Genomic DNA, 19,422 nt, shown 5'->3' with positions numbered 1-19,422 from the left:
AAGATAATCAGCTAAAATTATTTTAATGCCTCGTGGGCTTGCCCCGAGGATTATTTACTAAAATTTATATTTTATAGATATAAAGCATATTATCAAGATTAACAGTTTGTCATAATTTGATGTTTTTTATCGACAAATAATGTGAATTTTTTTTGATTGTTTTTAAATTTAAAAAAATACATCTAATTTTCAGTTAGTTATATTTTTTTAAATATTAAGTTGAATATGCTTAAATAGTTTAAATAAAATATAATATTTAGGATTTTTCTTTCTTTTTTAAATATTTTAATTTATTCGTTGACTATCTTTGCATTTTAAAAGCAATACTAGATAGCTTGCTTTTAAGAACTTAACCAAAAACAATGAATAATGGAAAAAAGTACAATTACTCATTTATTTAATCTCTTTGATAAACCAACGTATTCGGTGGACAAAGTGTTAAAAAGCCTGAACTCATTAATAGCAGTAGTATTCCTTGGAATTGGATTTACAATGAATGCTCAGTTCGAATTTGAAAGCATACCAATTGCACCAGATCCAGGAATTGGTAGAGTTTGGGAGTTGCAAGAAGCGCCTTCGGATGATTTTAACTATACCTTTGATGCAAGTACAACTCGTGTTGATTTTGGTCCTCCAGGTGAAAATAAATGGTATAACACCTATCATGATTTACCAAATGGACAGCCAAATGTTTTTGAAGGACCTGGTCCAACTATATGGAGACCCGAAAATCTTTATGTAGATGGAGATCATTTACATGTGTTTAATACACGTATTGATGGAGAAGAAAAAGATCAACTAGATAATCAATATCCTTATGCTACTAGAGGTGGTTGTATGACAGGTTTGACTAAAGTAATTTATCCTGTTTTTGTTGAGGCCAGGGTAACGGTTGCAAATTCAACTGCAGCATCCGATGTGTGGCTTTTAAGCCCCGATGATACTCAAGAAATTGATATTATTGAAGCCTATGGAGGGGCAGGGATTGATGGAACAGTACCTGGGGAAATGACTACGGAAACTGGAGCTGGACGTAATAGTTTTTTTGCAGAGCGTATTCATTTGAGTCACCATGTATTTATTAGACCCCCAAATTTTCAAGATTACCAGCCTAGGGATTTTAATAGCTTTTGGAGAAGAAATGGAATTACAACATGGGGTGGAACAACCGTGGATATAGGTGTATATTGGGTGACACCTACAAGAGTTGAATATTATATTGATGGAGAACTTGTTCGTGTATTAGATGATAATGGAAGCGCCTCAGAAATAATAGGTGGATCATGGGAGTATACTTACCCTACAGGTCTTGTAACTGCAGGCGGAGCTACTGTGAATATGAATTTAGGCAATGATGGTCAATTATTATTTGAAACACTTAGACCAGGTTTTCAAGATATGACATTGCAAAACTGTGGTCAAACGGCGATTTATGATGAATCTTGTTTAAGAGCAGCAAAGGCAGCTTCAAATATTAGTGTTTTGGATCCTTTTGATTATTTGAATAATGGACGTCGTTTTACTAAAGAATTAGATATTATAATTAATACAGAAGATCAAACTTTTCAAGCAAACTCAACACCTAGTCGATCTCCAAACGACAATGAAATAAGTGATGTGGAAACAGTTGATCAAACCATGTTAGTTGATTGGATACGTGTGTACAAACCTGTTGATGATGGTACTGGTGATAGTAATAGAGCAAGATCGGTTACATTTGATAATAGAGCATCTTTTATACCAGCTGGAGGTACTGACCCAGTAGTAGATTATGGAGAGGTCATGTCAATTGATATTACCTACCAAACTGGATTAGCAGCAGGAGTTGAAGAAGATTTAGATTATATTGCCATTCAAGTGCGTGAAGTTGATGAATCAAATAATATTGTAGCAACAAGTGCTTTTACACCTGTGGTGTTTACAACAGCAGAAAATAGTGGAACAGTAACCGTTGATTATACTATTCCGACTAATTTTGCAGTAGGATCAGATAATGTAACAGCTCTTACAGAGGCTATTCCTAGAACTGAAGATTTAGATGCAGGACACAAATTATTATTATTGATTTTTATGCAAACCGATAATGGAGAGGTAATGAATAGTAAATCTTTTGCGGATGCTAATGACACACTTATTATAGAAGAGGATACTACATTGTCTAGCCCTGTATTTGATGCACAAGCCGATGTAATTAGAGTTTATCCAAACCCAACACAGAATGTATTAAATATTTCAGGTGATTTTGAATCTTGGAAAGTTTATGATTTATCCGGTGTAGTTGTAAGTCAGGGTGGAGCAAAAGCAGTAAGTGTTTCAAGTTTAGCCACAGGATTGTATTACATTTCATTAGACGGAAATAAAAATAACACCTATAAGTTTGTCAAAAAATAACAGCACTTATTGCTATTAAGCTAAGCTGGTATTTATTAGAATAGTAAGACAAAAATTACTTTCCTTTACCGGAAACAACAATGACAAGCTCTCCTTTGGGGGGCTTGTTTTTGTAATGTGTAGCAACTTCTGTTGTTGTGCCTCTTTGAGTTTCTTCATGAATTTTGGTCAGTTCTCTACTAACCGATACTTTACGGTCTTCACCAAAATAAGTAGCAAAGTCGGTAAGTGTTTTTACCAATTTGTGAGGTGATTCGTAAAAAATTAATGTGCGAGTTTCTTCTGCTAAAGCAAGTAAACGTGTTTGTCTGCCTTTTTTAACAGGCAAAAAGCCTTCAAAAATAAAACGATCATTGGGAAAACCACTATTGACCAATGCAGGTACAAAAGCTGTAGCTCCGGGTAAACATTCTACAGGGATGTTATTGGTAATTGCTGCACGTGTTAGTAAAAAACCAGGGTCGGAAATAGCAGGTGTTCCAGCATCGCTTATTAGGGCAATTTGTTGGCCCGCTTCTAATTTTTTAATTATTCCCTCAACAGTTTTATGTTCATTATGCATATGATGACTTTGCATATGCGTTGAAATTTCAAAGTGTTTTAATAGTTTACCACTTGTGCGGGTATCTTCGGCTAAAATTAAATCAACATTTTTTAGCACTTCAATGGCTCTAAATGTTATATCATTTAGATTACCAATTGGCGTAGGAACAAGGTATAATTTACTCACAATAGTATTTTATGAAGACTTATAAGGTGTCAAACTTACGAAAAACTACTTCCAAAAAGCGCGTTTCAAATGCTTCTTTATTTTCCCAGTTGTTGTATTCGGGTTTTACCATTTGATTGATAAAGTTTATGGCTTCGGTATTAGTTTCAAAAGTATTGAGTTGTGAAAGCACACGCGTATAATCATCTTGGTTTCCATCAAACAAATGTTTTATAAAGCCAATACGGTCATTTAAGCCAATTTGAATGCTTTTTTTAAGGCTATCATTTAGTGATGATTTTTGTTGTGTCGCAATCACATCATTTACTTTAGTTTGATTTTCCGAAGCCTTTGAAATTACAGGTTCAAAAACTGGAGGAACTTCTGTTGTTGGGTTATTAGTTGTTTCTGTAGGGGTACTTATAGGATCAAATTCGGGTAAATCAAAACCCGACGTTAAGGCCTCGAGTTCGTGTAAAAGCGCTGGGGCATGAGTATCCTTTTCTGGAGTTGCTTCTGGTTTATCTGTCTCTTCGGTAACCAAAAGTGTTTCTTCGCGAACAACTTTAGGTTCGTCTGCAACGGACTCTAACTCTAACAGGTTGTTGTTTTCAGGAATTATTTCCGATAATATTTCCGAAATAGGTTTTGTTTCTGAAGTTGATGGGATTTCCCTTTCCACTACAGTTTCAGTAGTAAAGGTATCTTGAGCTGTAATTTCATCAGTTTCTTCCGCCAAGGAGCCTACAAAATCAGTTACTTCATTAATAGTGGTAAATTCTTTTTCAGGCGTAGTATCTGGATCGGCTATTTTAATTGTTTCAGTTTGATTTTCGGTGTAAGCCAATACACATAAGCGTTCGTATATTTGAGCAACTTTATGCTTTAAATCATTCGTATTTTGATGTTGCATACTTAAAATTTCAACAGCCAAGTCTTTTAATTCTTTTTCGAGTTGCGCTTTCATAGTGTATTTTTAATCCACATGGTGGAGTTCATTTTTTTGAGGCTTAGCTCAAAATGTAAAAAATTAGTGTTCAATAGTTACTTCATAGTTTGGTATAAAGTAAATTGACTAGCCAATGAAATATTAGCAGGAATCAGTGTTTATTGCATACATTTGTATGACTAATAACAGGTTTTATTCCTTAGTGCATACTTGCTTTAAAAAAGGAATTTAACCGACTGAAAAATACGAAATGTTTCTTGAAAATACAGTAAATCCTGATGCTCAATTTGGATGGATCGAAGTGATATGCGGTTCCATGTTTTCGGGAAAAACAGAAGAATTGATAAGACGCTTAAAACGAGCACAGTTTGCCAAGCAAAAAGTGGAAATTTTTAAACCCATGGTTGATACGCGTTATAGTGAACAAAATGTGGTATCGCATGATCATAATAAAATTTCATCAACTCCAGTACCTGCAGCGGCAAATATTCGTATTTTGGCAGATACCTGTGATGTTGTAGGTATTGATGAAGCTCAGTTTTTTGATGAAGAAATTGTAGGGGTATGTAATGATTTGGCGAATAAAGGCATTCGCGTCATTGTGGCTGGATTAGATATGGATTTTAAAGGCCAACCATTTGGCCCAATGCCAGCACTTATGGCTACAGCAGAATATGTTACTAAAGTACATGCAGTTTGTGCTAAGACCGGGAATTTAGCACATTATAGTCATCGGAAATCAACGGATGATGATTTGGTAATGTTGGGAGAATCGGAGGCATATGAACCTTTAAGCCGAGGGGCTTTTTATAAAGAGAATAATAAATAGACTTAAAAATACACCAATGAGCGGTACCGTTTTAACTATAAATTTGGATAATTTAACACATAACTATGAGTATTTACGTAGTAAAATAAATCCTAAGGTAAAACTTTTAGCGGTAGTCAAAGCGGTGGCATATGGGAGTGATGCCATAGGTATAGCCACTCATTTAGAATCATTGGGAGTAGATTATTTTGGTGTTGCTTATGCAGAAGAAGGAGTAGCACTTCGCGAAAGCGGGATAGGTACCCCTATTTTAGTACTACACCCGCAACCTAGTAATTTTAATTTGTTGGTCAAACATAAGTTGGAGCCAAGTATATATAGTGTACGTTTATTAAATTTATTTGCCAACTTTTGTTTAGAACAACAATTAGAAAATTATCCGATACATATAAAGTATAATTCGGGCTTAAATCGTTTAGGTTTTTCGGATACCGATATTCCTTTTATTTTAGATGAGGTTGAAGGGGCTAATTTGTTAATTAAATCGTTGTTTTCGCATTTAGCGGCAAGCGAAGATGTAAAGGAAAGAGCATTCACAATGCAGCAAATAAAGTCTTTTAAGCAGTTTTCGGGGGCTTTACAATCACAAATGATTAATGATCCTATTACACATCAATCAAATACATCTGGAATTTTAAATTATCCCGAAGCACATTTTAGTATGGTGCGAACGGGTATAGGTTTGTATGGTTTTGGAAACGAGGCAATATATGACGAAAACTTAAAACCCGTAGCCAGTTTAACTTCGGTTATTTCGCAAATTCATGAAATTCCAGCAGGGGGATCATTAGGTTACAATCGTGGCTTTATTGCGGATACACCTGTTCAATCGGCTACTATAGCTTTGGGTCACGCCGATGGAATTGGTCGAATGTATGGGCATGGCAAAGGCTTTGTTTATATTAATGGACAAAAGGCTCCAATTTTAGGAAACGTATGTATGGATATGCTTATGGTTAATGTGACTCATATTGATTGTAAAGAAGGCGATGAAGTAATTATATTTAATGAAACCTATTCAGCGGCAAGCTTGGCTGAAGCTGCGGGTACTATTTCATATGAGTTAATTACAGGTATAGCTCCTAGAGTTAAGCGCATTTTAACCCAAAAATAAGTCATACCTCGACATAAAATTAATAAAAAATTAACATAATTTTAAATATAGTTGATTTTTTAAGTAAATTAGTAGTGCTAACAATTAAAACAAAAATCAAATGGCATTTTTCAGTGACTTTAAAAAGTTCCTACTAAAAGGAGACATTGTATCATTAGCAACAGCGGTTGTAATAGGTGGTGCATTTAGTAAAGTTGTAAATTCGGCAGTAGCTGACATTATTATGCCTGTTGTAGGTTTAATAACAGGAGGAACAGATTTTACACAAAAATTTATTGCTTTAAATGGTGAAAATTATGAAAGTTTAAAAGCCGCTAAAGAAGCTGGAGCAGCTGTAATGACTTACGGAAATTTAATACAAACAATTATCAATTTTATAATTGTAGGTTTATTTATCTATATCGTACTTAAAGCTTACGAAAAAACAAAAGAGCCAGAAGCGCCAAAAGCACCAGCTGGACCATCTGATAATGATTTATTAAAGGATATATTAGAAGCTTTAAAAAAATAATAAATAGAAAAAGTAGCTAACCGCTATACTACTTATTTTATAAATGTAAACCCCAAGTTAGCCATCTGCTAACTTGGGGTATTTTTTGTTAAAAATAGGTAAATTACAATATAAAACTCTGATTTTTAGTAAATTACACTTGTATGAAAGTGTTGATGATCTGTTTAATTTTTATACCTATAACTTTATTTGGGCAAACCACAAATGATTTTAGATCAGTAGGTACAGGGAATTGGACAAATGTATCGGTATGGGAAGTTTTTAATGGAACAACTTGGGTAGCAGCAACAACCTATCCAGGGCAAGTGACAGGAACAAATGATGTAAGTATTGAAGGAGGTTTTTCGATTACCATAAATTCAAACATCCCTAATGAAATTAACTCATTGACAATAGGTGATGGTATTGGTGCTACTGATACTTTTTTTGTAAGTGGAACATCTTCACTAAACACAGCATTAATTACTTTAGCTAATGGTGGTTTTGGGGAGTGGACCGCAAATGTAACTTTTTCCATACCGGCAGGTACTGCTTTTGTTGTAATTCCTAATGGTAGTTTGGATACTTCAAACCCTTGTAGTGCCGCAAAAATTTTACAAATTGGAACAACAAGATACGCCAGTTGTAATGGTAATGGACAAGGAAACCCGTTCTCTTTTGCAGAAATAAATGCAAATGGAGGAAGCTTAAGTGTAACTCCAACGTCAAATACTCCTATTTGTGGAGGTGATATGTTAAGCCTTTTTGCGAATAGATCGGGTATAAATAGTGCAGGAGCTTCTTTAAACTGGACTGGTTCTGGCCCTGCTGGTTATACGTTTAGTTCAACCTTGGATAATCCCGTAATTGCTGGTTTAATAGCAGGGGATTATAGTTTTACAGTAACTATAAGTAGTGGTAGTATATTTAACACCAATACTATTGATGTAATAGTTGGTAATGCCCCAACAGCTCCTGTTAGTGGAGGAGATCAAACGCTATGTGCAGGTGGAACCATACCAACACTTACAGCATCGGTTAATATAAACGAAACGATTGATTGGTATGATGCGAGTACAGGAGGAAATTTACTTTTGAGTTCCAATACAAGTTATACCCCAACCATAGCGGGTAGTTATTTTGCCGAAGCAAGAAATTTAACCACAGGGTGTATATCATCAAATAGAACAGAAATTCAACTATCTATAGGTTCATGTACGATTGTTACCAACCGTAGAATTACCTACAGGGTAAAAAAATGAATGTTTAGGTTTATATAAATATGAATTTTTTGGATACTCTCCTAAATTATGGAGAGGGAAAATATTTGAGACCATAGTCCATATTTTTTTCTCTTTTTTTTGGTTGTATTTAAGTGTTGTTTTTTTTAGCGTTTTATTATAATAAAAATCCCCAAAACCAATAAAGGAAAAGGGGATCATAATATTTACATATAAATAAGCCTTAGGCTTTTACAATTTCGCTAACCAGCTTTTAAAAGAAGTTTTTTCTTCTAAAATTTGTTTTAAATCGGCAATAGCGACACGTTGTTGTTCCATGGTATCTCGATCACGAATGGTTACTGTTTTAGTTTCAAATGATTCGTGGTCTACCGTAATACAAAATGGGGTACCGTTGGCATCTTGTCGACGATAGCGTTTACCTACAGCATCTTTTTCATCGTAAAGGACATTGAAATCAAACTTTAAGTCGTTTACAATTTCTTTAGCCAATTCGGGCAAACCATCTTTTTTAACTAATGGAAAAATAGCGGCTTTTGTTGGAGCTAATACAGCAGGTAATTTAAGTACCACACGAGAGCTTCCATCTTCTAAAGTTTCTTCCTTTAAAGATTTCGAAAATACGGCTAAAAACATACGATCTAAACCTACGGATGTTTCCACCACATAAGGCGTATAACTTTCGTTGATTTCGTTATCAAAATACCTAAGCTTTTTACCAGAAAATTCCTCGTGCGCTTTTAAATCAAAATCCGTACGCGAGTGAATTCCTTCTAATTCTTTAAATCCGAATGGGAAATTAAATTCAATATCCGCAGCAGCATTAGCATAATGTGCTAATTTATCATGATCGTGGAAACGGTAATTTTCATCGCCTAAACCAAGTGATAAATGCCATTTTAAACGCGTTTCTTTCCAGTATTCATAGGATTTCATTTCTTCGCCTGGACGCACAAAAAATTGCATTTCCATTTGTTCAAATTCGCGCATACGGAAAATAAACTGTCGGGCTACAATTTCATTACGGAAAGCTTTTCCTGTTTGAGCAATTCCAAAAGGAACCTTCATACGACCCGTTTTTTGAACGTTAAGGAAATTTACAAAAATACCTTGAGCCGTTTCGGGGCGTAAATATAAATCGGTAGCCGTTTCGGCCGAAGCACCTAATTTAGTACCAAACATTAAATTGAACTGACGTACTTCGGTCCAGTTTTTTGAACCTGATTCTGGGCATCCAATTCCTAATTCTTCAATTTGAGCTTTAACATCGGCTAAATCTTCATTTTCTAAAGATTTACCCATACGCGATAGTATCGCTTTATTTTCAGCTAAATATTTAACTACTCTTGGATTGGTAGTTACAAACTCTTCTTCATTAAAAGCATCACCAAAACGTTTTTTAGCTTTTGCAATTTCTTTGTTTGCTTTTTGCAGAATTTTTTCAGCGTAGTCCTCAATTAAAACATCGGCGCGGTAACGTTTTTTAGAATCTTTATTGTCAATCAAAGGATCATTAAAGGCATCTACGTGACCAGAGGCTTTCCAAGTGGTTGGATGCATAAAAATAGAAGCATCTAAACCCACAATATTTTGATGCATTTGCACCATACTTTTCCACCAGTATTCGCGGATGTTTTTTTTAAGTTCAGCTCCGTTTTGACCGTAATCATAAACAGCACTTAACCCATCATATATTTCACTCGATCCAAATATGTAACCATACTCTTTGGCGTGTGATATTACTTTTTTAAAAATGTCTTCTTGTTTTGCCATGTGGCAAAAGTAAATGATCCCATTTTAACCTCAAAATGCTATTTAATGGAATAAGAAAAAAAATAGGATTAATCTAACCTAAAGGTGGTTGTTTTTTTCAATTCATGTTCGGCAGAAAATAATTGAAGTGTGTAAGTACCGTAAGTTAAATAACGCGTGTCGATTTTTATAGACACACAATGGTCTACTTGTTCATTTTTGTAGGGAACAAACTGTTTTGAACTGTAAGCAATTACATCACCCTGAAAATCTTCCTGTACAAAATCACCTAAAAGCACATTATTAGGATTTAATAATTTTAAATAAACCAGCTTATCCTCTCTAATGGAATAAATATTATCCATTATAGTAAAGCATATTTTTATACGTTGCGCTTTTTTAGCTTTTTTGGTACCATATTCTCTGTTTCCTTTAACTCTAACAGCTTCCCCTTTAAGGTTAGCAAAAGCTAATTCTTTCTTTTTGTGGACAATTGAGGTAAGTTTAGTATTCTCTTTGGATAGTTTTTTCTGTAAATTTTTACTTTGATTTAAAGCATTAGCCGTTTTGTTTAAATTGCCTTTTATTAAATCATTTTCCCTAGCTAAACTATCATTGATATGGAATAATCGTAATTTTTCCTCTTTTAATGCCGAAATTTCTCGTCTAAATTTTATAAGAAGTTGTAACTTAGGTTCATTGGAACGAATGGTATCTAAGAGTCTGACAATGCGCTTCTTAGATTCGATAAGATGATTGTCCATTACACTGTTAAGTGCTTGTACATTTTCATACTTTTCAACTAGTAGTGATAGTTCACTTTCCATAGCTAATTTCTCTTTAGCCAGATCTTCATTGTTAAGTAAATGCTGTTTATAATCATTATAGGTATACGCAGCCAGGCCTAGCAATAGAATAGCAAGCACGGAGGATAATATAGAGAGTGATATTGTACTACTTTTTGGACTCATAAAGGGTCTTAGATAAAACAAATATACTTATTTATTTGACACATTTATGTTGAACGAAATTTTGTACATTTTTTTTCCAAAGAGTTGTGGCTCTTGTAATATCCCATTACATACGTTTGAGGAAGGCATTTGTACGTCTTGCAGGCATTCATTACCCGAAATTAGTTTTGTCTCATCTGTTGAAAATCAGATGCATGACATTTTTAAAGAATATAAAATTAGTTTAGCAACGGCATTATTTAACTTCGAAAAACATACTGAGGTACAGGAGTTAATACATAATTTAAAATATCGAAATCAAAAAAAAATTGGAAAGGTTATAGGGCATTGGCATGGAGCAAAGTTAGCTTTGGACACCAATTTTTGTCATGTCGATGTGGTATTACCAGTACCCATTCATAAAAAAAAGTTAAAACAGCGGGGTTACAATCAAGTTTCAAGTTATGGAACAATTTTAGCAAAAAAATTAAATGCAGATTTTAATGAATCAATTTTAAAAAAGGTCATTCATACCAAAACACAAGCTAAACAAACACGACAAGAACGTTTTGAAAATATGTTTAATAGTATGGAATTGGCAGATGCCACTAGTTTAAAGAACAAACATATACTTTTGGTTGATGATGTAATTACAACAGGAGCCACCATGAAAGCTTGTATCGAATGTTTAAAAGAAATAGAAGGAATAAAAATTAGTGTGGCCGCAATAGCTGTCACATTGTTGGAAGATGCATAGTTGTTATAAAAGTCTACAGTAGTTCATATCAGAACTCGTTAGGTTTTTGTTTATTTGTATAAAAAAGAAAATGAAAGAAAGTAAGCTTACTTTTTTTATAAGTTATATAGTCGTCTTATTTACAGTAGTTAGCTGTGCAAAAAGGGGTTCTATTACCGGAGGACCTAAGGATGAAGAACCGCCAAAATTTATACGTTCCACGCCTCCCAATTATTCAACAAGCTTTAAAAGCAAGGAAGTACGTATTTATTTTGATGAGTTAATTACCTTACAAGATCCTCAAAAACAAATAGTGATTTCACCACCAATGAAAGTGAAACCCATTATTACTCCATTGGGAGTTCCAGGAAAGTATATCAAAATTCAATTTAAGGATACGTTGATTCCTAATACAACTTATACAGTAAACTTTGGATCAAGTGTGGTGGATAATAATGAAAAAAACCCTTTTCCATTTTTTCAATATGTATTTTCAACGGGACCTGTATTAGATTCATTATCCTTTAAAGGAAGTGTTAAGGATGCCTTTAAGCAAAAATTAGATGAATATGTTTCGGTATATTTATACAAAGCAGATGAAAGTTTTACGGATTCGATTGTATTTAAAGATCCTCCACGTTACATATCAAGTACGTTAGATAGTACAGAGTTTGAGTTCAAAAATTTAAAAGAAGGGAAATACCATTTAATTGCATTAAAGGATAACAATTCAAACTACACCTTTGAACCCAGACAGGACAAAATAGGTTTTTATGACACTATAGTTTCTATACCAAAAGATAGCATTGCAAATCTTAAATTATTTAGAGAAGTTCCTGAATTTAAATTTGACAGAGCAAAACAAGTATCAAAAAATCAGTTCATATTAGGTTACCGAGGGCTAATAGAAGCTCCAGAAATTAGTGTTTTAGGAAATAGAACTGTAAAAACACGATTTTATAAAGATCCAGATAAGGATACCTTGAATATTTGGACAAGACCGTTTTTTGAACAAGATTCTATTGTATTCATAGCCAAAACAAAAAAATACACCGATACTATTGTTTCTCGTTATAAAGATCAATTCAAGGATTCGTTAACGGTATCCATGTCGTCGCCTTCAAAACTACGTTTAAGTCAGCAACTTACTTTAACAGCAAAAACACCAATAGATAGTATCAAAATTTCTAAGTTTAAATTAATAGATCAAGATACCTTGGAGGTTGCCTTTAAACACAAATTAGATAAGCTTAAAAATGAATTGGCTATAAGTTTTAACAAAAAAGAAGATGCTCGATATTCGTTAAGGGTATTACCAGAAGCAATTACTGATTTTTTAGGAAATAAAAATGACAGTTTAGCATTTAATATCAGTACAGGTAATGAGTCTGAATATGGTAAAATGATTTTAAATTTTGAGCAGTTAAAGGAATGGCCCATTATTGTTCAGTTATTAAAAAGTGAGGGTAAAGTAGATTATGAGGTGATTTTAGAAGAAGGAAAAACATCAGCATTAATTGAATCAATAGTGCCTGGGGAATATAGTGTAAAAGTGATTTTTGATACGAATAAAAATCAACAATGGGATACTGGTAATTATCTTAAAAAATTACAGCCTGAAAAAGTGATTTTTCACCCAGAGCCTATAAATGTGCGCGCCAATTGGGATGTAAAACAAGCAATAAATTTAGGGGAATGAATTCAAAGGTTAAAATGAATGGTATTAAACATTATTTAGCGGTAGTTTTATGTTTGAAATGCTAGTATTGTTAATTTATACATTTTTTAAGCAATGATTATTAGTTATTTGTGATGTTTTTGTGTGATAGGTAAAACCTAAAGTATCTTTCTTGAAATGGATTCCTGTTTTAGATGTTTTTTAATGAAATGTAATAATAGAATCTCTCAGAAAAACAATCTTAAAAAAATCAATAAATTTTAATTTTTTAAGATTGGGAGGATTAGAAGAAATGATAGATCTTTAGAAATTGCACGAGAAGTTTCGAATAACCCTTTCTTACAAAAAACGACACGATTTTAGTATGAATATTTTCAGAATAATAGCTTTTTGTTTATTAATATTTTCCTGTGATAAGGAAAATAAGTACCATGGAGTAGTTAATTTAAAAGACTTTAGTAATTCTAAACAAATTTCCATACACTCGCCAAAAGAATATACACTGAATATTATAAGATTAGAAATGTTTATTTCTGGTTTTTTATCCGAAGAAGGGGGTACATTAAAACTTAGAGAAAATCGTAATTCTAGATTTGAAGAATTTGAATTGAAAGGAGTAATTGAAAAAAAAATACATACAGATTGGTATCAAAGAGAAGCAATAATTGAGTTAAATCCTAATATATTTAAAAAAACAGATAGTTTAAAAATTAAGTATCGATTTTATTAGTCCGAGCTATAATGTCAGATCTTTTGATCAGCTTCCTAATCACTTACAACAACTTATTAATTCTTTTTCTCACACTCCAGAAATAGAACAAGCACTTAACTTAATGATTAGGCAACAAGCTTATTTAGAAACTCATTTACAAAATAGCCAACCAGTATTTGCCAATTTTATTAGATCTTTAGAACAAGATTTTACAGCTACAACTTTTGATAATTTGGTTGCTATTAGTGAGATAAGGCAGGAATTAGTCAGAAATGTGCAGTCTCAATTTATTATGTCTACCTTTTCTGTACAAAATGTTACAGATATTTTATTTTTAGCAGCTTTTAAAATCGATTTAAGAGTGCCAGCGGCTATTTTTAGTTCTAACAAATGGTTAGATGCTTCTTTAAGATGGACTCGTTTAGGGAATAAAAGTATGATCCCTACCCAGTTTGCTAACTCTACGAGAATGGGGGAAGATTTATTAAAGTGGGGGGTTAAAAGAGATGCTGCCGCTGCCTTAAGTAGAGCTGTATTTGTTAGAAATAATCCTCAACTTATATTGAGTGAATTAACTCAAGCTGGATTTACGAGAAATATGGCTAAATTTTGGAGGGATTTTTATGTAAAAGCAGCAGCAAATAATTTAGGTGGACAAATGGCTCCAGCTAGGTTACAGTTGTTAGAAGAAATTTTAAGACTTTTTTAATGGAATATAAGTATGCAAATAAAGAAGAAAAGACTATAAAGGTAATTATTGAGCCGATTTTTGATGAATATTATTTAGAAAAGAAAGAGGTATTAGTCATCAAAACAGATGATGATATCCCAATTGATATAGACATTGACGAAAGTGATTTAGATCTAGTAGTTTTAACACTAGACAGTCATTTTTTTTACAAAACTGAAATAATAAAAGTCATTCAAGACTAAATAATTAAGAATTCTCTACCCTTGAAGTAATTAAGCTTTAGGTTTTTTTATACGCTATAAGCAAGTCTAGTTTTACAGAAGCTAGTAAATTATCGATAGCACGAAGTGTATGATTTGAAAAATCCAAGAAAAAATAGATGCTCCTATGAGAAAGAATCTATGCGATTATAAAAAGTAGCCATATGTTTTTTGAAAATTTAAGGAAAGAATAAAAAATTGTTTTCTCAACTATATGATCAGTTGATGATTCAAAGAACCTATTTTAAAGGATTTAAATATAGAGTAATGTATAAAAAATAACTGCTCTAGGTATAAATTAAAATGTACAACTGCTTGCTAATTGGTTTTTATTGGTCTCAAAAATAGTTAAAACTATACACTTTAGTGCATCTCGCTTTTAGTTTCTAAAAATAGGACAAAGAGCTCTTGGCTTTTTATATATTTATCAAATTTTTATTGCAAATAGCTAAGAGCAAAAATGGATGTTTAAAAAGATGGTGACTTTCAGTCATAACCGAAACTATGGTATTTTCAGTCCATAATGGTTCATTTAAGGATAAACTCATCTCGATCATTCAAAAAAGGGAATTTTTTTCGAATGCTTAGAATAGTTTCTTTCTCAAGAATAAGGTGTAGCATAGTTTCATTACGAGAAGTTTCCAAAAGTGGTTTTCCTAAAGGATCATATCCATTTGAATGACCAATATAGGTTAAGTTAGTAGCGTCTGTTCCTACTCTATTCACACCAATAGTGTAACTTTGATTTTCAATAGCACGCGCTTTTAATAAGGTGTCCCAAGCTTCTATACGAGTATGGGGCCAATTAGCCACACAAATGAGTGCATCATAATCTTCGGTATTTCTGGCCGAGACCGGAAAACGAAGATCATAACATATAATTGGTTTTATACGCCATGTATTCAATTCAAAAATAACAGTTTTGTCGCCTTTTTTAAAGTATTTATCTTCATTACCATAGGCAAATAAGTGTAGCTTGTCATAATGTTGAATTTCTCCAGAAGGAGCCACTAAAAGCATACGATTATAAACCGCATCATTATCTAAAATCATGATGCTTCCCATTAAAGCACTTTGGCTTTTTTTGGCCATTTTTTGCATCCATTGTACTGTAGTTCCATCCATGGTTTCGGCTAAATGAGTATCAAAGCAAAAACCCGTGTTAAATAATTCGGGAAGGATAATTAAATCGGTGTTTGTAATAGTTTCAATTTCTTGCTCAAATTTTAGCAAATTGGACTCAGGTTGTTGCCATAAAATAGGAGATTGTACAAGGACGCAATGTAGTTTGGAGTTTGCTTTAGTCATAATGGAGCCATTTTGAATTAAAAGTTACATAAATTCTAAAGTTTCACATAGTTTCATGGGCTTCAAATTTTTAAAAAAATCCCTATTTTCGCAACTTGGAAACTAGGAATAGTTTTTAACGTACGGGGCTTGCCTCATAATCATAAAAAATAGTGCAACTAAATTCCCTTGGTTTCATTGGAAGCAGTTGCTAAAAAAGCCATTACCATGAGCACAAAGTTCACTGAATATAAAGGACTTGACTTACCTAAATTAGCTGAAGAAACATTAGATTTTTGGAAGGCTGAAGGTATTTTTGAAAAGAGTATCACTGAGCGCGAAGGACAAACTCCTTACGTGTTTTTTGAAGGACCACCTTCGGCAAACGGATTGCCAGGTATTCATCACGTAATGGCGCGTGCTATAAAAGATATTTTTTGTAGGTATAAAACACAAAAAGGATTTCAAGTAAAACGAAAAGCAGGTTGGGATACGCATGGTTTACCTGTGGAGTTAGGTGTTGAAAAAGAACTTGGAATTACTAAAGAAGATATTGGAAAAAAAATCACGGTAGAGGAATATAATAAAGCATGTCGTACTACCGTAATGCGTTACACAGATATTTGGAACGACTTAACCGAAAAAATTGGGTATTGGGTGGATATGGAAGATCCGTATATTACCTATAAGCCAAAATATATGGAATCGGTTTGGTGGTTATTGGCGCAGTTGTATAAAAAAGGTTTGATTTACAAAGGCTATACGATACAACCTTATTCGCCAAAAGCGGGAACAGGATTAAGTTCACATGAGTTAAATCAGCCAGGAACCTACCAAGACGTTACAGATACTACCGTAGTGGCACAATTTAAGGCTTTGGATAATTCGTTGCCAGAATTTTTACTAGGTTTTGGAGCTATTCATTTTTTAGCTTGGACTACAACTCCTTGGACATTGCCAAGTAACACAGCCTTAACTGTGGGACCAAAAATTGACTATGTTTTAGTGGAAACTTACAATCAATATACCTTTGAATCCACTAAAGTAATTTTGGCCAAAAACTTAGTAGGTAAACAATTTGCGGGTAAGTTCACTGCCGTAGAAACAGCCGAGGAGTTACAAGCGTATACACAAGGAGATAAAAAAATACCATATAGAATTATAAAATCTTTTATTGGTAAGGATTTATTAGATATTCGTTACGAACAGTTGTTGGATTACACACAACCGAATGATAATCCTGAAAATGCATTTAGAGTAATTTTAGGGGATTTTGTGACGACCGAAGATGGTACTGGGATTGTACATACAGCACCCACTTTTGGAGCCGATGATGCTTTAGTAGCCAAACAAGCTACCCCAGAGGTGCCACCAATGTTGGTAAAAGATGCCAATGATAACTTAGTGCCTTTAGTAAACCTACAAGGAAAGTTTACGGAGCATATGGGGGAATTTGCTGGTAAATACGTTAAAAATGATTACTATGCGGATGGCGAAGAACCAGAACGTTCGGTAGATGTTGAAATTGCTATAAAACTTAAGGAAGAAAATAAAGCTTTTAAGGTTGAAAAATATGTGCACAGTTATCCAAACTGTTGGCGTACAGATAAGCCTATTTTATATTACCCATTGGATAGTTGGTTTATAAAAGTAACGGACGTAAAAGACCGTATGCATGAGCTAAATATGGAGATCAATTGGAAACCTAAAGCAACCGGCGAAGGCCGTTTTGGAAATTGGTTAGCCAATGCAAACGATTGGAATTTATCCAGATCACGTTATTGGGGTATTCCGTTGCCAATTTGGCGTACCGAAGATGGTGATGAAGCATTAATTATTGAATCTGTTTCCGAGCTTAAAGCTGAAATGCAAAAAGCAGTTGCAGCAGGAGTAATGGAAAAAGCAGTGTTTGAAGATTTTGTTTCGGGAGATATGTCCGATGAAAATTATGACAAAATTGACTTGCATAAAAATATAGTAGATACCATAACATTAGTTTCTCCGCAAGGAAAACCAATGAAACGCGAGAGTGATCTAATTGATGTTTGGTTCGATTCTGGAGCTATGCCAGTAGCACAGTGGCATTATCCTTTTGAAAATAAAGAAAAGGTTGAGGCAGGAGCTCGCAAGGCTGATTTTATTGCCGAAGGAGTGGATCAAACTCGTGGATGGTTTTATACACTGCATGCGATATCAACTATGATTTTTGATGATGTTGCCTATAAAAATGTAGTATCAAATGGATTAGTACTGGACAAAAATGGACAAAAAATGTCCAAGCGTTTAGGTAATGGAGTAGATCCTTTTGAAACACTAAAAGCTTATGGCCCCGATGCGACGCGTTGGTATATGATTAGTAATGCCAATCCATGGGATAATTTAAAATTTGATCTGGAAGGAATTGCGGAGGTGAGACGTAAGTTTTTTGGAACTTTATATAATACATACTCTTTCTTTGCGTTATACGCAAATATTGATCAATTTAATTATAGCGAAGCGGAAATTCCGATTCATGAAAGACCAGAAATTGATCAATGGATTTTAAGTGAATTAAATACATTAATTACTAAAGTCGATACGTTCTATAATGAGTACGAACCTACAAGAGCTACAAGAGCTATTTCGGATTTTGTACAGGAAAATTTAAGTAATTGGTACGTGCGTTTATGTCGCCGAAGGTTTTGGAAAGGGGAATATGCTCAGGATAAAATTTCGGCTTACCAAACCTTGTATACTTGTTTATTAACCGTAGCAAAGTTAGGAGCACCAGTAGCCCCATTTTTTATGGATAGGTTATACAAGGATTTAATAGCATGTACAGGTCAGGAAAGTTTTGAAAGTGTGCATTTATCAGAATTTCCAGTAGCCGATAAAAGTGTTATTAATAGTGCTTTGGAGCAAAAAATGGGAAAGGCACAAATTGTGTCATCATTGGTGTTATCATTACGTCAAAAGGAAAAAATAAAAGTACGCCAACCATTACAGCGCATTATGATTCCTGTATTGAATGAAACAGAGCGTAATGAAATTGAAGCGGTTGCCGATTTGATAAAAAGTGAGGTTAATGTAAAAGAAATAGAGCTATTAGATGATGCATCGGGTATTTTAGTGAAGAAAATTAAGCCTAATTTTAAAGCTCTTGGGCCTCGTTTTGGAAAGGATATGAAGTTGATTGCTGGTGAAATACAAAAATTTGATCAGCCAGAAATTGCAACACTTGAGCAAAAAGGTGAAATCCTTTTAGAAATTAATGCGAAAAGTATTACATTGCAATTGAGTGATGTAGAAATTACTTCACAAGATATTGAAGGTTGGTTAGTAGCCAATGCAAATGGGTTAACCGTTGCTTTAGATGTAACTATAAGTACCGAATTAAGAAAAGAAGGAATAGCAAGAGAGTTAGTAAATCGTATTCAAAATTTACGTAAAGATCAAAATTTTGAAGTAATTGATAATATAGCGATCAGCTTTACGGCTAATAAAACAATAGAAGAAGCAGTTAAACAAAATGAAGATTATATAAAAACGGAAACTTTAGCAAAGGAAATACTATTTAAAGAAAGGTTAAATGACGGAGTAGCTATTGAATTTGATGACGTAAAAGCAGAAATTTTTATTAAAAAAATATAATAA

At 33.5% G+C, this 19,422-nt stretch carries 16 protein-coding genes; 11 read left to right on the top strand and 5 right to left on the bottom strand.

All coding sequences use genetic code 11. The features are described from left to right. Positions 1 to 369: 369 nt before the first annotated feature. Positions 370 to 2,391 carry a T9SS type A sorting domain-containing protein gene (locus KQA_RS0213885; RefSeq protein WP_010182031.1) on the top strand — a complete coding sequence of 674 codons (2,022 nt, stop codon included), beginning with the start codon at positions 370 to 372 and terminating at the stop codon, positions 2,389 to 2,391. 55 nt (positions 2,392 to 2,446) lie between these two features. On the opposite strand, the gene rsmI is transcribed toward KQA_RS0213885, so the two are convergent. Together rsmI and KQA_RS0213875 are read right to left on the bottom strand one after the other, a co-directional pair. After that, complete coding sequence (rsmI, locus tag KQA_RS0213880) at positions 2,447 to 3,121, bottom strand: 16S rRNA (cytidine(1402)-2'-O)-methyltransferase (protein WP_010182030.1); 675 nt, start codon at positions 3,119 to 3,121, stop codon at positions 2,447 to 2,449. Between the two features lie 19 nt (positions 3,122 to 3,140). After that, the gene (locus KQA_RS0213875) at positions 3,141 to 4,067 is read right to left on the bottom strand and encodes a hypothetical protein (RefSeq protein ID WP_010182029.1); all 927 of its coding nucleotides are present in this window, start codon (positions 4,065 to 4,067) and stop codon (positions 3,141 to 3,143) included. Positions 4,068 to 4,299: 232 nt separating this feature from the next. Here KQA_RS0213875 and KQA_RS0213870 point away from each other — a divergent pair, with 232 nt between their 5' ends. The 4 genes from KQA_RS0213870 (at position 4,300) to KQA_RS0213855 (ending at position 7,744) form a co-directional block, all read left to right on the top strand. Continuing rightward, positions 4,300 to 4,878, top strand: a complete 579-nt coding sequence (locus KQA_RS0213870) for a thymidine kinase (protein ID WP_010182028.1) — start codon at positions 4,300 to 4,302, stop codon at positions 4,876 to 4,878. Positions 4,879 to 4,894: 16 nt separating this feature from the next. After that, positions 4,895 to 5,992, top strand: coding sequence for an alanine racemase (gene alr, locus KQA_RS0213865; protein WP_010182027.1), 1,098 nt, complete (start codon positions 4,895 to 4,897; stop codon positions 5,990 to 5,992). 100 nt (positions 5,993 to 6,092) lie between these two features. Continuing rightward, positions 6,093 to 6,503 (top strand): large conductance mechanosensitive channel protein MscL, encoded by a 411-nt coding sequence (gene mscL, locus KQA_RS0213860; RefSeq protein WP_010182026.1) that lies wholly within the window; start codon positions 6,093 to 6,095, stop codon positions 6,501 to 6,503. Positions 6,504 to 6,646: 143 nt separating this feature from the next. Continuing rightward, positions 6,647 to 7,744: an Ig-like domain-containing protein gene (locus KQA_RS0213855; protein ID WP_010182025.1), complete on the top strand. Its 1,098-nt coding sequence runs from the start codon at positions 6,647 to 6,649 to the stop codon at positions 7,742 to 7,744. A gap of 210 nt (positions 7,745 to 7,954) precedes the next feature. Here KQA_RS0213855 and KQA_RS0213850 read toward each other — a convergent pair whose 3' ends face one another. Next, positions 7,955 to 9,496, bottom strand: a complete 1,542-nt coding sequence (locus KQA_RS0213850; RefSeq protein ID WP_010182024.1) for a glycine--tRNA ligase — start codon at positions 9,494 to 9,496, stop codon at positions 7,955 to 7,957. A 68-nt stretch (positions 9,497 to 9,564) separates the two neighbouring features. Next, positions 9,565 to 10,446, bottom strand: coding sequence for a hypothetical protein (locus tag KQA_RS0213845; RefSeq protein WP_010182023.1), 882 nt, complete (start codon positions 10,444 to 10,446; stop codon positions 9,565 to 9,567). A 46-nt stretch (positions 10,447 to 10,492) separates the two neighbouring features. Between KQA_RS0213845 and KQA_RS0213840 the strand changes: the two genes are divergently transcribed. The 5 genes from KQA_RS0213840 (at position 10,493) to KQA_RS0213820 (ending at position 14,484) form a co-directional block, all read left to right on the top strand. After that, on the top strand, positions 10,493 to 11,182 hold the full coding sequence (locus KQA_RS0213840; RefSeq protein WP_029209603.1) for a ComF family protein: 690 nt from the start codon (positions 10,493 to 10,495) through the stop codon (positions 11,180 to 11,182). Positions 11,183 to 11,252: 70 nt separating this feature from the next. Further along, positions 11,253 to 12,860, top strand: a complete 1,608-nt coding sequence (locus tag KQA_RS0213835) for an Ig-like domain-containing protein (protein WP_010182021.1) — start codon at positions 11,253 to 11,255, stop codon at positions 12,858 to 12,860. Between the two features lie 343 nt (positions 12,861 to 13,203). After that, entirely contained in the window at positions 13,204 to 13,569 is a 366-nt protein-coding gene (locus KQA_RS0213830) for a hypothetical protein (RefSeq protein ID WP_010182020.1), read from the top strand. A 103-nt stretch (positions 13,570 to 13,672) separates the two neighbouring features. Further along, on the top strand, positions 13,673 to 14,260 hold the full coding sequence (locus KQA_RS0213825) for a hypothetical protein (protein ID WP_010182019.1): 588 nt from the start codon (positions 13,673 to 13,675) through the stop codon (positions 14,258 to 14,260). Continuing rightward, complete coding sequence (locus tag KQA_RS0213820; protein WP_010182018.1) at positions 14,260 to 14,484, top strand: hypothetical protein; 225 nt, start codon at positions 14,260 to 14,262, stop codon at positions 14,482 to 14,484. Before KQA_RS0213825 ends, KQA_RS0213820 begins: the two co-directional genes overlap by 1 nt. 546 nt (positions 14,485 to 15,030) lie before the next feature. On the opposite strand, the gene KQA_RS0213815 is transcribed toward KQA_RS0213820, so the two are convergent. After that, entirely contained in the window at positions 15,031 to 15,810 is a 780-nt protein-coding gene (locus KQA_RS0213815) for a nitrilase-related carbon-nitrogen hydrolase (RefSeq protein WP_010182017.1), read from the bottom strand. A gap of 207 nt (positions 15,811 to 16,017) precedes the next feature. Here KQA_RS0213815 and ileS point away from each other — a divergent pair, with 207 nt between their 5' ends. Beyond that, positions 16,018 to 19,419, top strand: a complete 3,402-nt coding sequence (gene ileS / locus KQA_RS0213810; RefSeq protein WP_010182016.1) for an isoleucine--tRNA ligase — start codon at positions 16,018 to 16,020, stop codon at positions 19,417 to 19,419. Positions 19,420 to 19,422: the final 3 nt, after the last annotated feature.

Origin of the sequence: Aquimarina agarilytica ZC1 (assembly GCF_000255455.1) — a bacterium.
In the GTDB taxonomy this organism is placed as follows: domain Bacteria; phylum Bacteroidota; class Bacteroidia; order Flavobacteriales; family Flavobacteriaceae; genus Aquimarina; species Aquimarina agarilytica.
This window is presented reverse-complemented; position numbering and strand designations above follow the sequence as displayed.

Bases quoted from the DNA above. Each gene is read 5' to 3' on its own strand.
- alr (WP_010182027.1), top strand. From the start codon at position 4,895: ATGAGCGGTACCGTTTTAACTATAAATTTGGATAATTTAACACATAAC.
- KQA_RS0213845 (WP_010182023.1), bottom strand. From the start codon at position 10,446: ATGAGTCCAAAAAGTAGTACAATATCACTCTCTATATTATCCTCCGTG.
- KQA_RS0213825 (WP_010182019.1), top strand. From the start codon at position 13,673: ATGATTAGGCAACAAGCTTATTTAGAAACTCATTTACAAAATAGCCAA.
- ileS (WP_010182016.1), top strand. From the start codon at position 16,018: ATGAGCACAAAGTTCACTGAATATAAAGGACTTGACTTACCTAAATTA.
- KQA_RS0213850 (WP_010182024.1), bottom strand. From the start codon at position 9,496: ATGGCAAAACAAGAAGACATTTTTAAAAAAGTAATATCACACGCCAAA.
- mscL (WP_010182026.1), top strand. From the start codon at position 6,093: ATGGCATTTTTCAGTGACTTTAAAAAGTTCCTACTAAAAGGAGACATT.
- KQA_RS0213835 (WP_010182021.1), top strand. From the start codon at position 11,253: ATGAAAGAAAGTAAGCTTACTTTTTTTATAAGTTATATAGTCGTCTTA.
- KQA_RS0213830 (WP_010182020.1), top strand. From the start codon at position 13,204: ATGAATATTTTCAGAATAATAGCTTTTTGTTTATTAATATTTTCCTGT.
- KQA_RS0213815 (WP_010182017.1), bottom strand. From the start codon at position 15,810: ATGACTAAAGCAAACTCCAAACTACATTGCGTCCTTGTACAATCTCCT.
- KQA_RS0213820 (WP_010182018.1), top strand. From the start codon at position 14,260: ATGGAATATAAGTATGCAAATAAAGAAGAAAAGACTATAAAGGTAATT.
- KQA_RS0213885 (WP_010182031.1), top strand. From the start codon at position 370: ATGGAAAAAAGTACAATTACTCATTTATTTAATCTCTTTGATAAACCA.
- KQA_RS0213855 (WP_010182025.1), top strand. From the start codon at position 6,647: ATGAAAGTGTTGATGATCTGTTTAATTTTTATACCTATAACTTTATTT.
- KQA_RS0213870 (WP_010182028.1), top strand. From the start codon at position 4,300: ATGTTTCTTGAAAATACAGTAAATCCTGATGCTCAATTTGGATGGATC.
- KQA_RS0213840 (WP_029209603.1), top strand. From the start codon at position 10,493: ATGTTGAACGAAATTTTGTACATTTTTTTTCCAAAGAGTTGTGGCTCT.
- KQA_RS0213875 (WP_010182029.1), bottom strand. From the start codon at position 4,067: ATGAAAGCGCAACTCGAAAAAGAATTAAAAGACTTGGCTGTTGAAATT.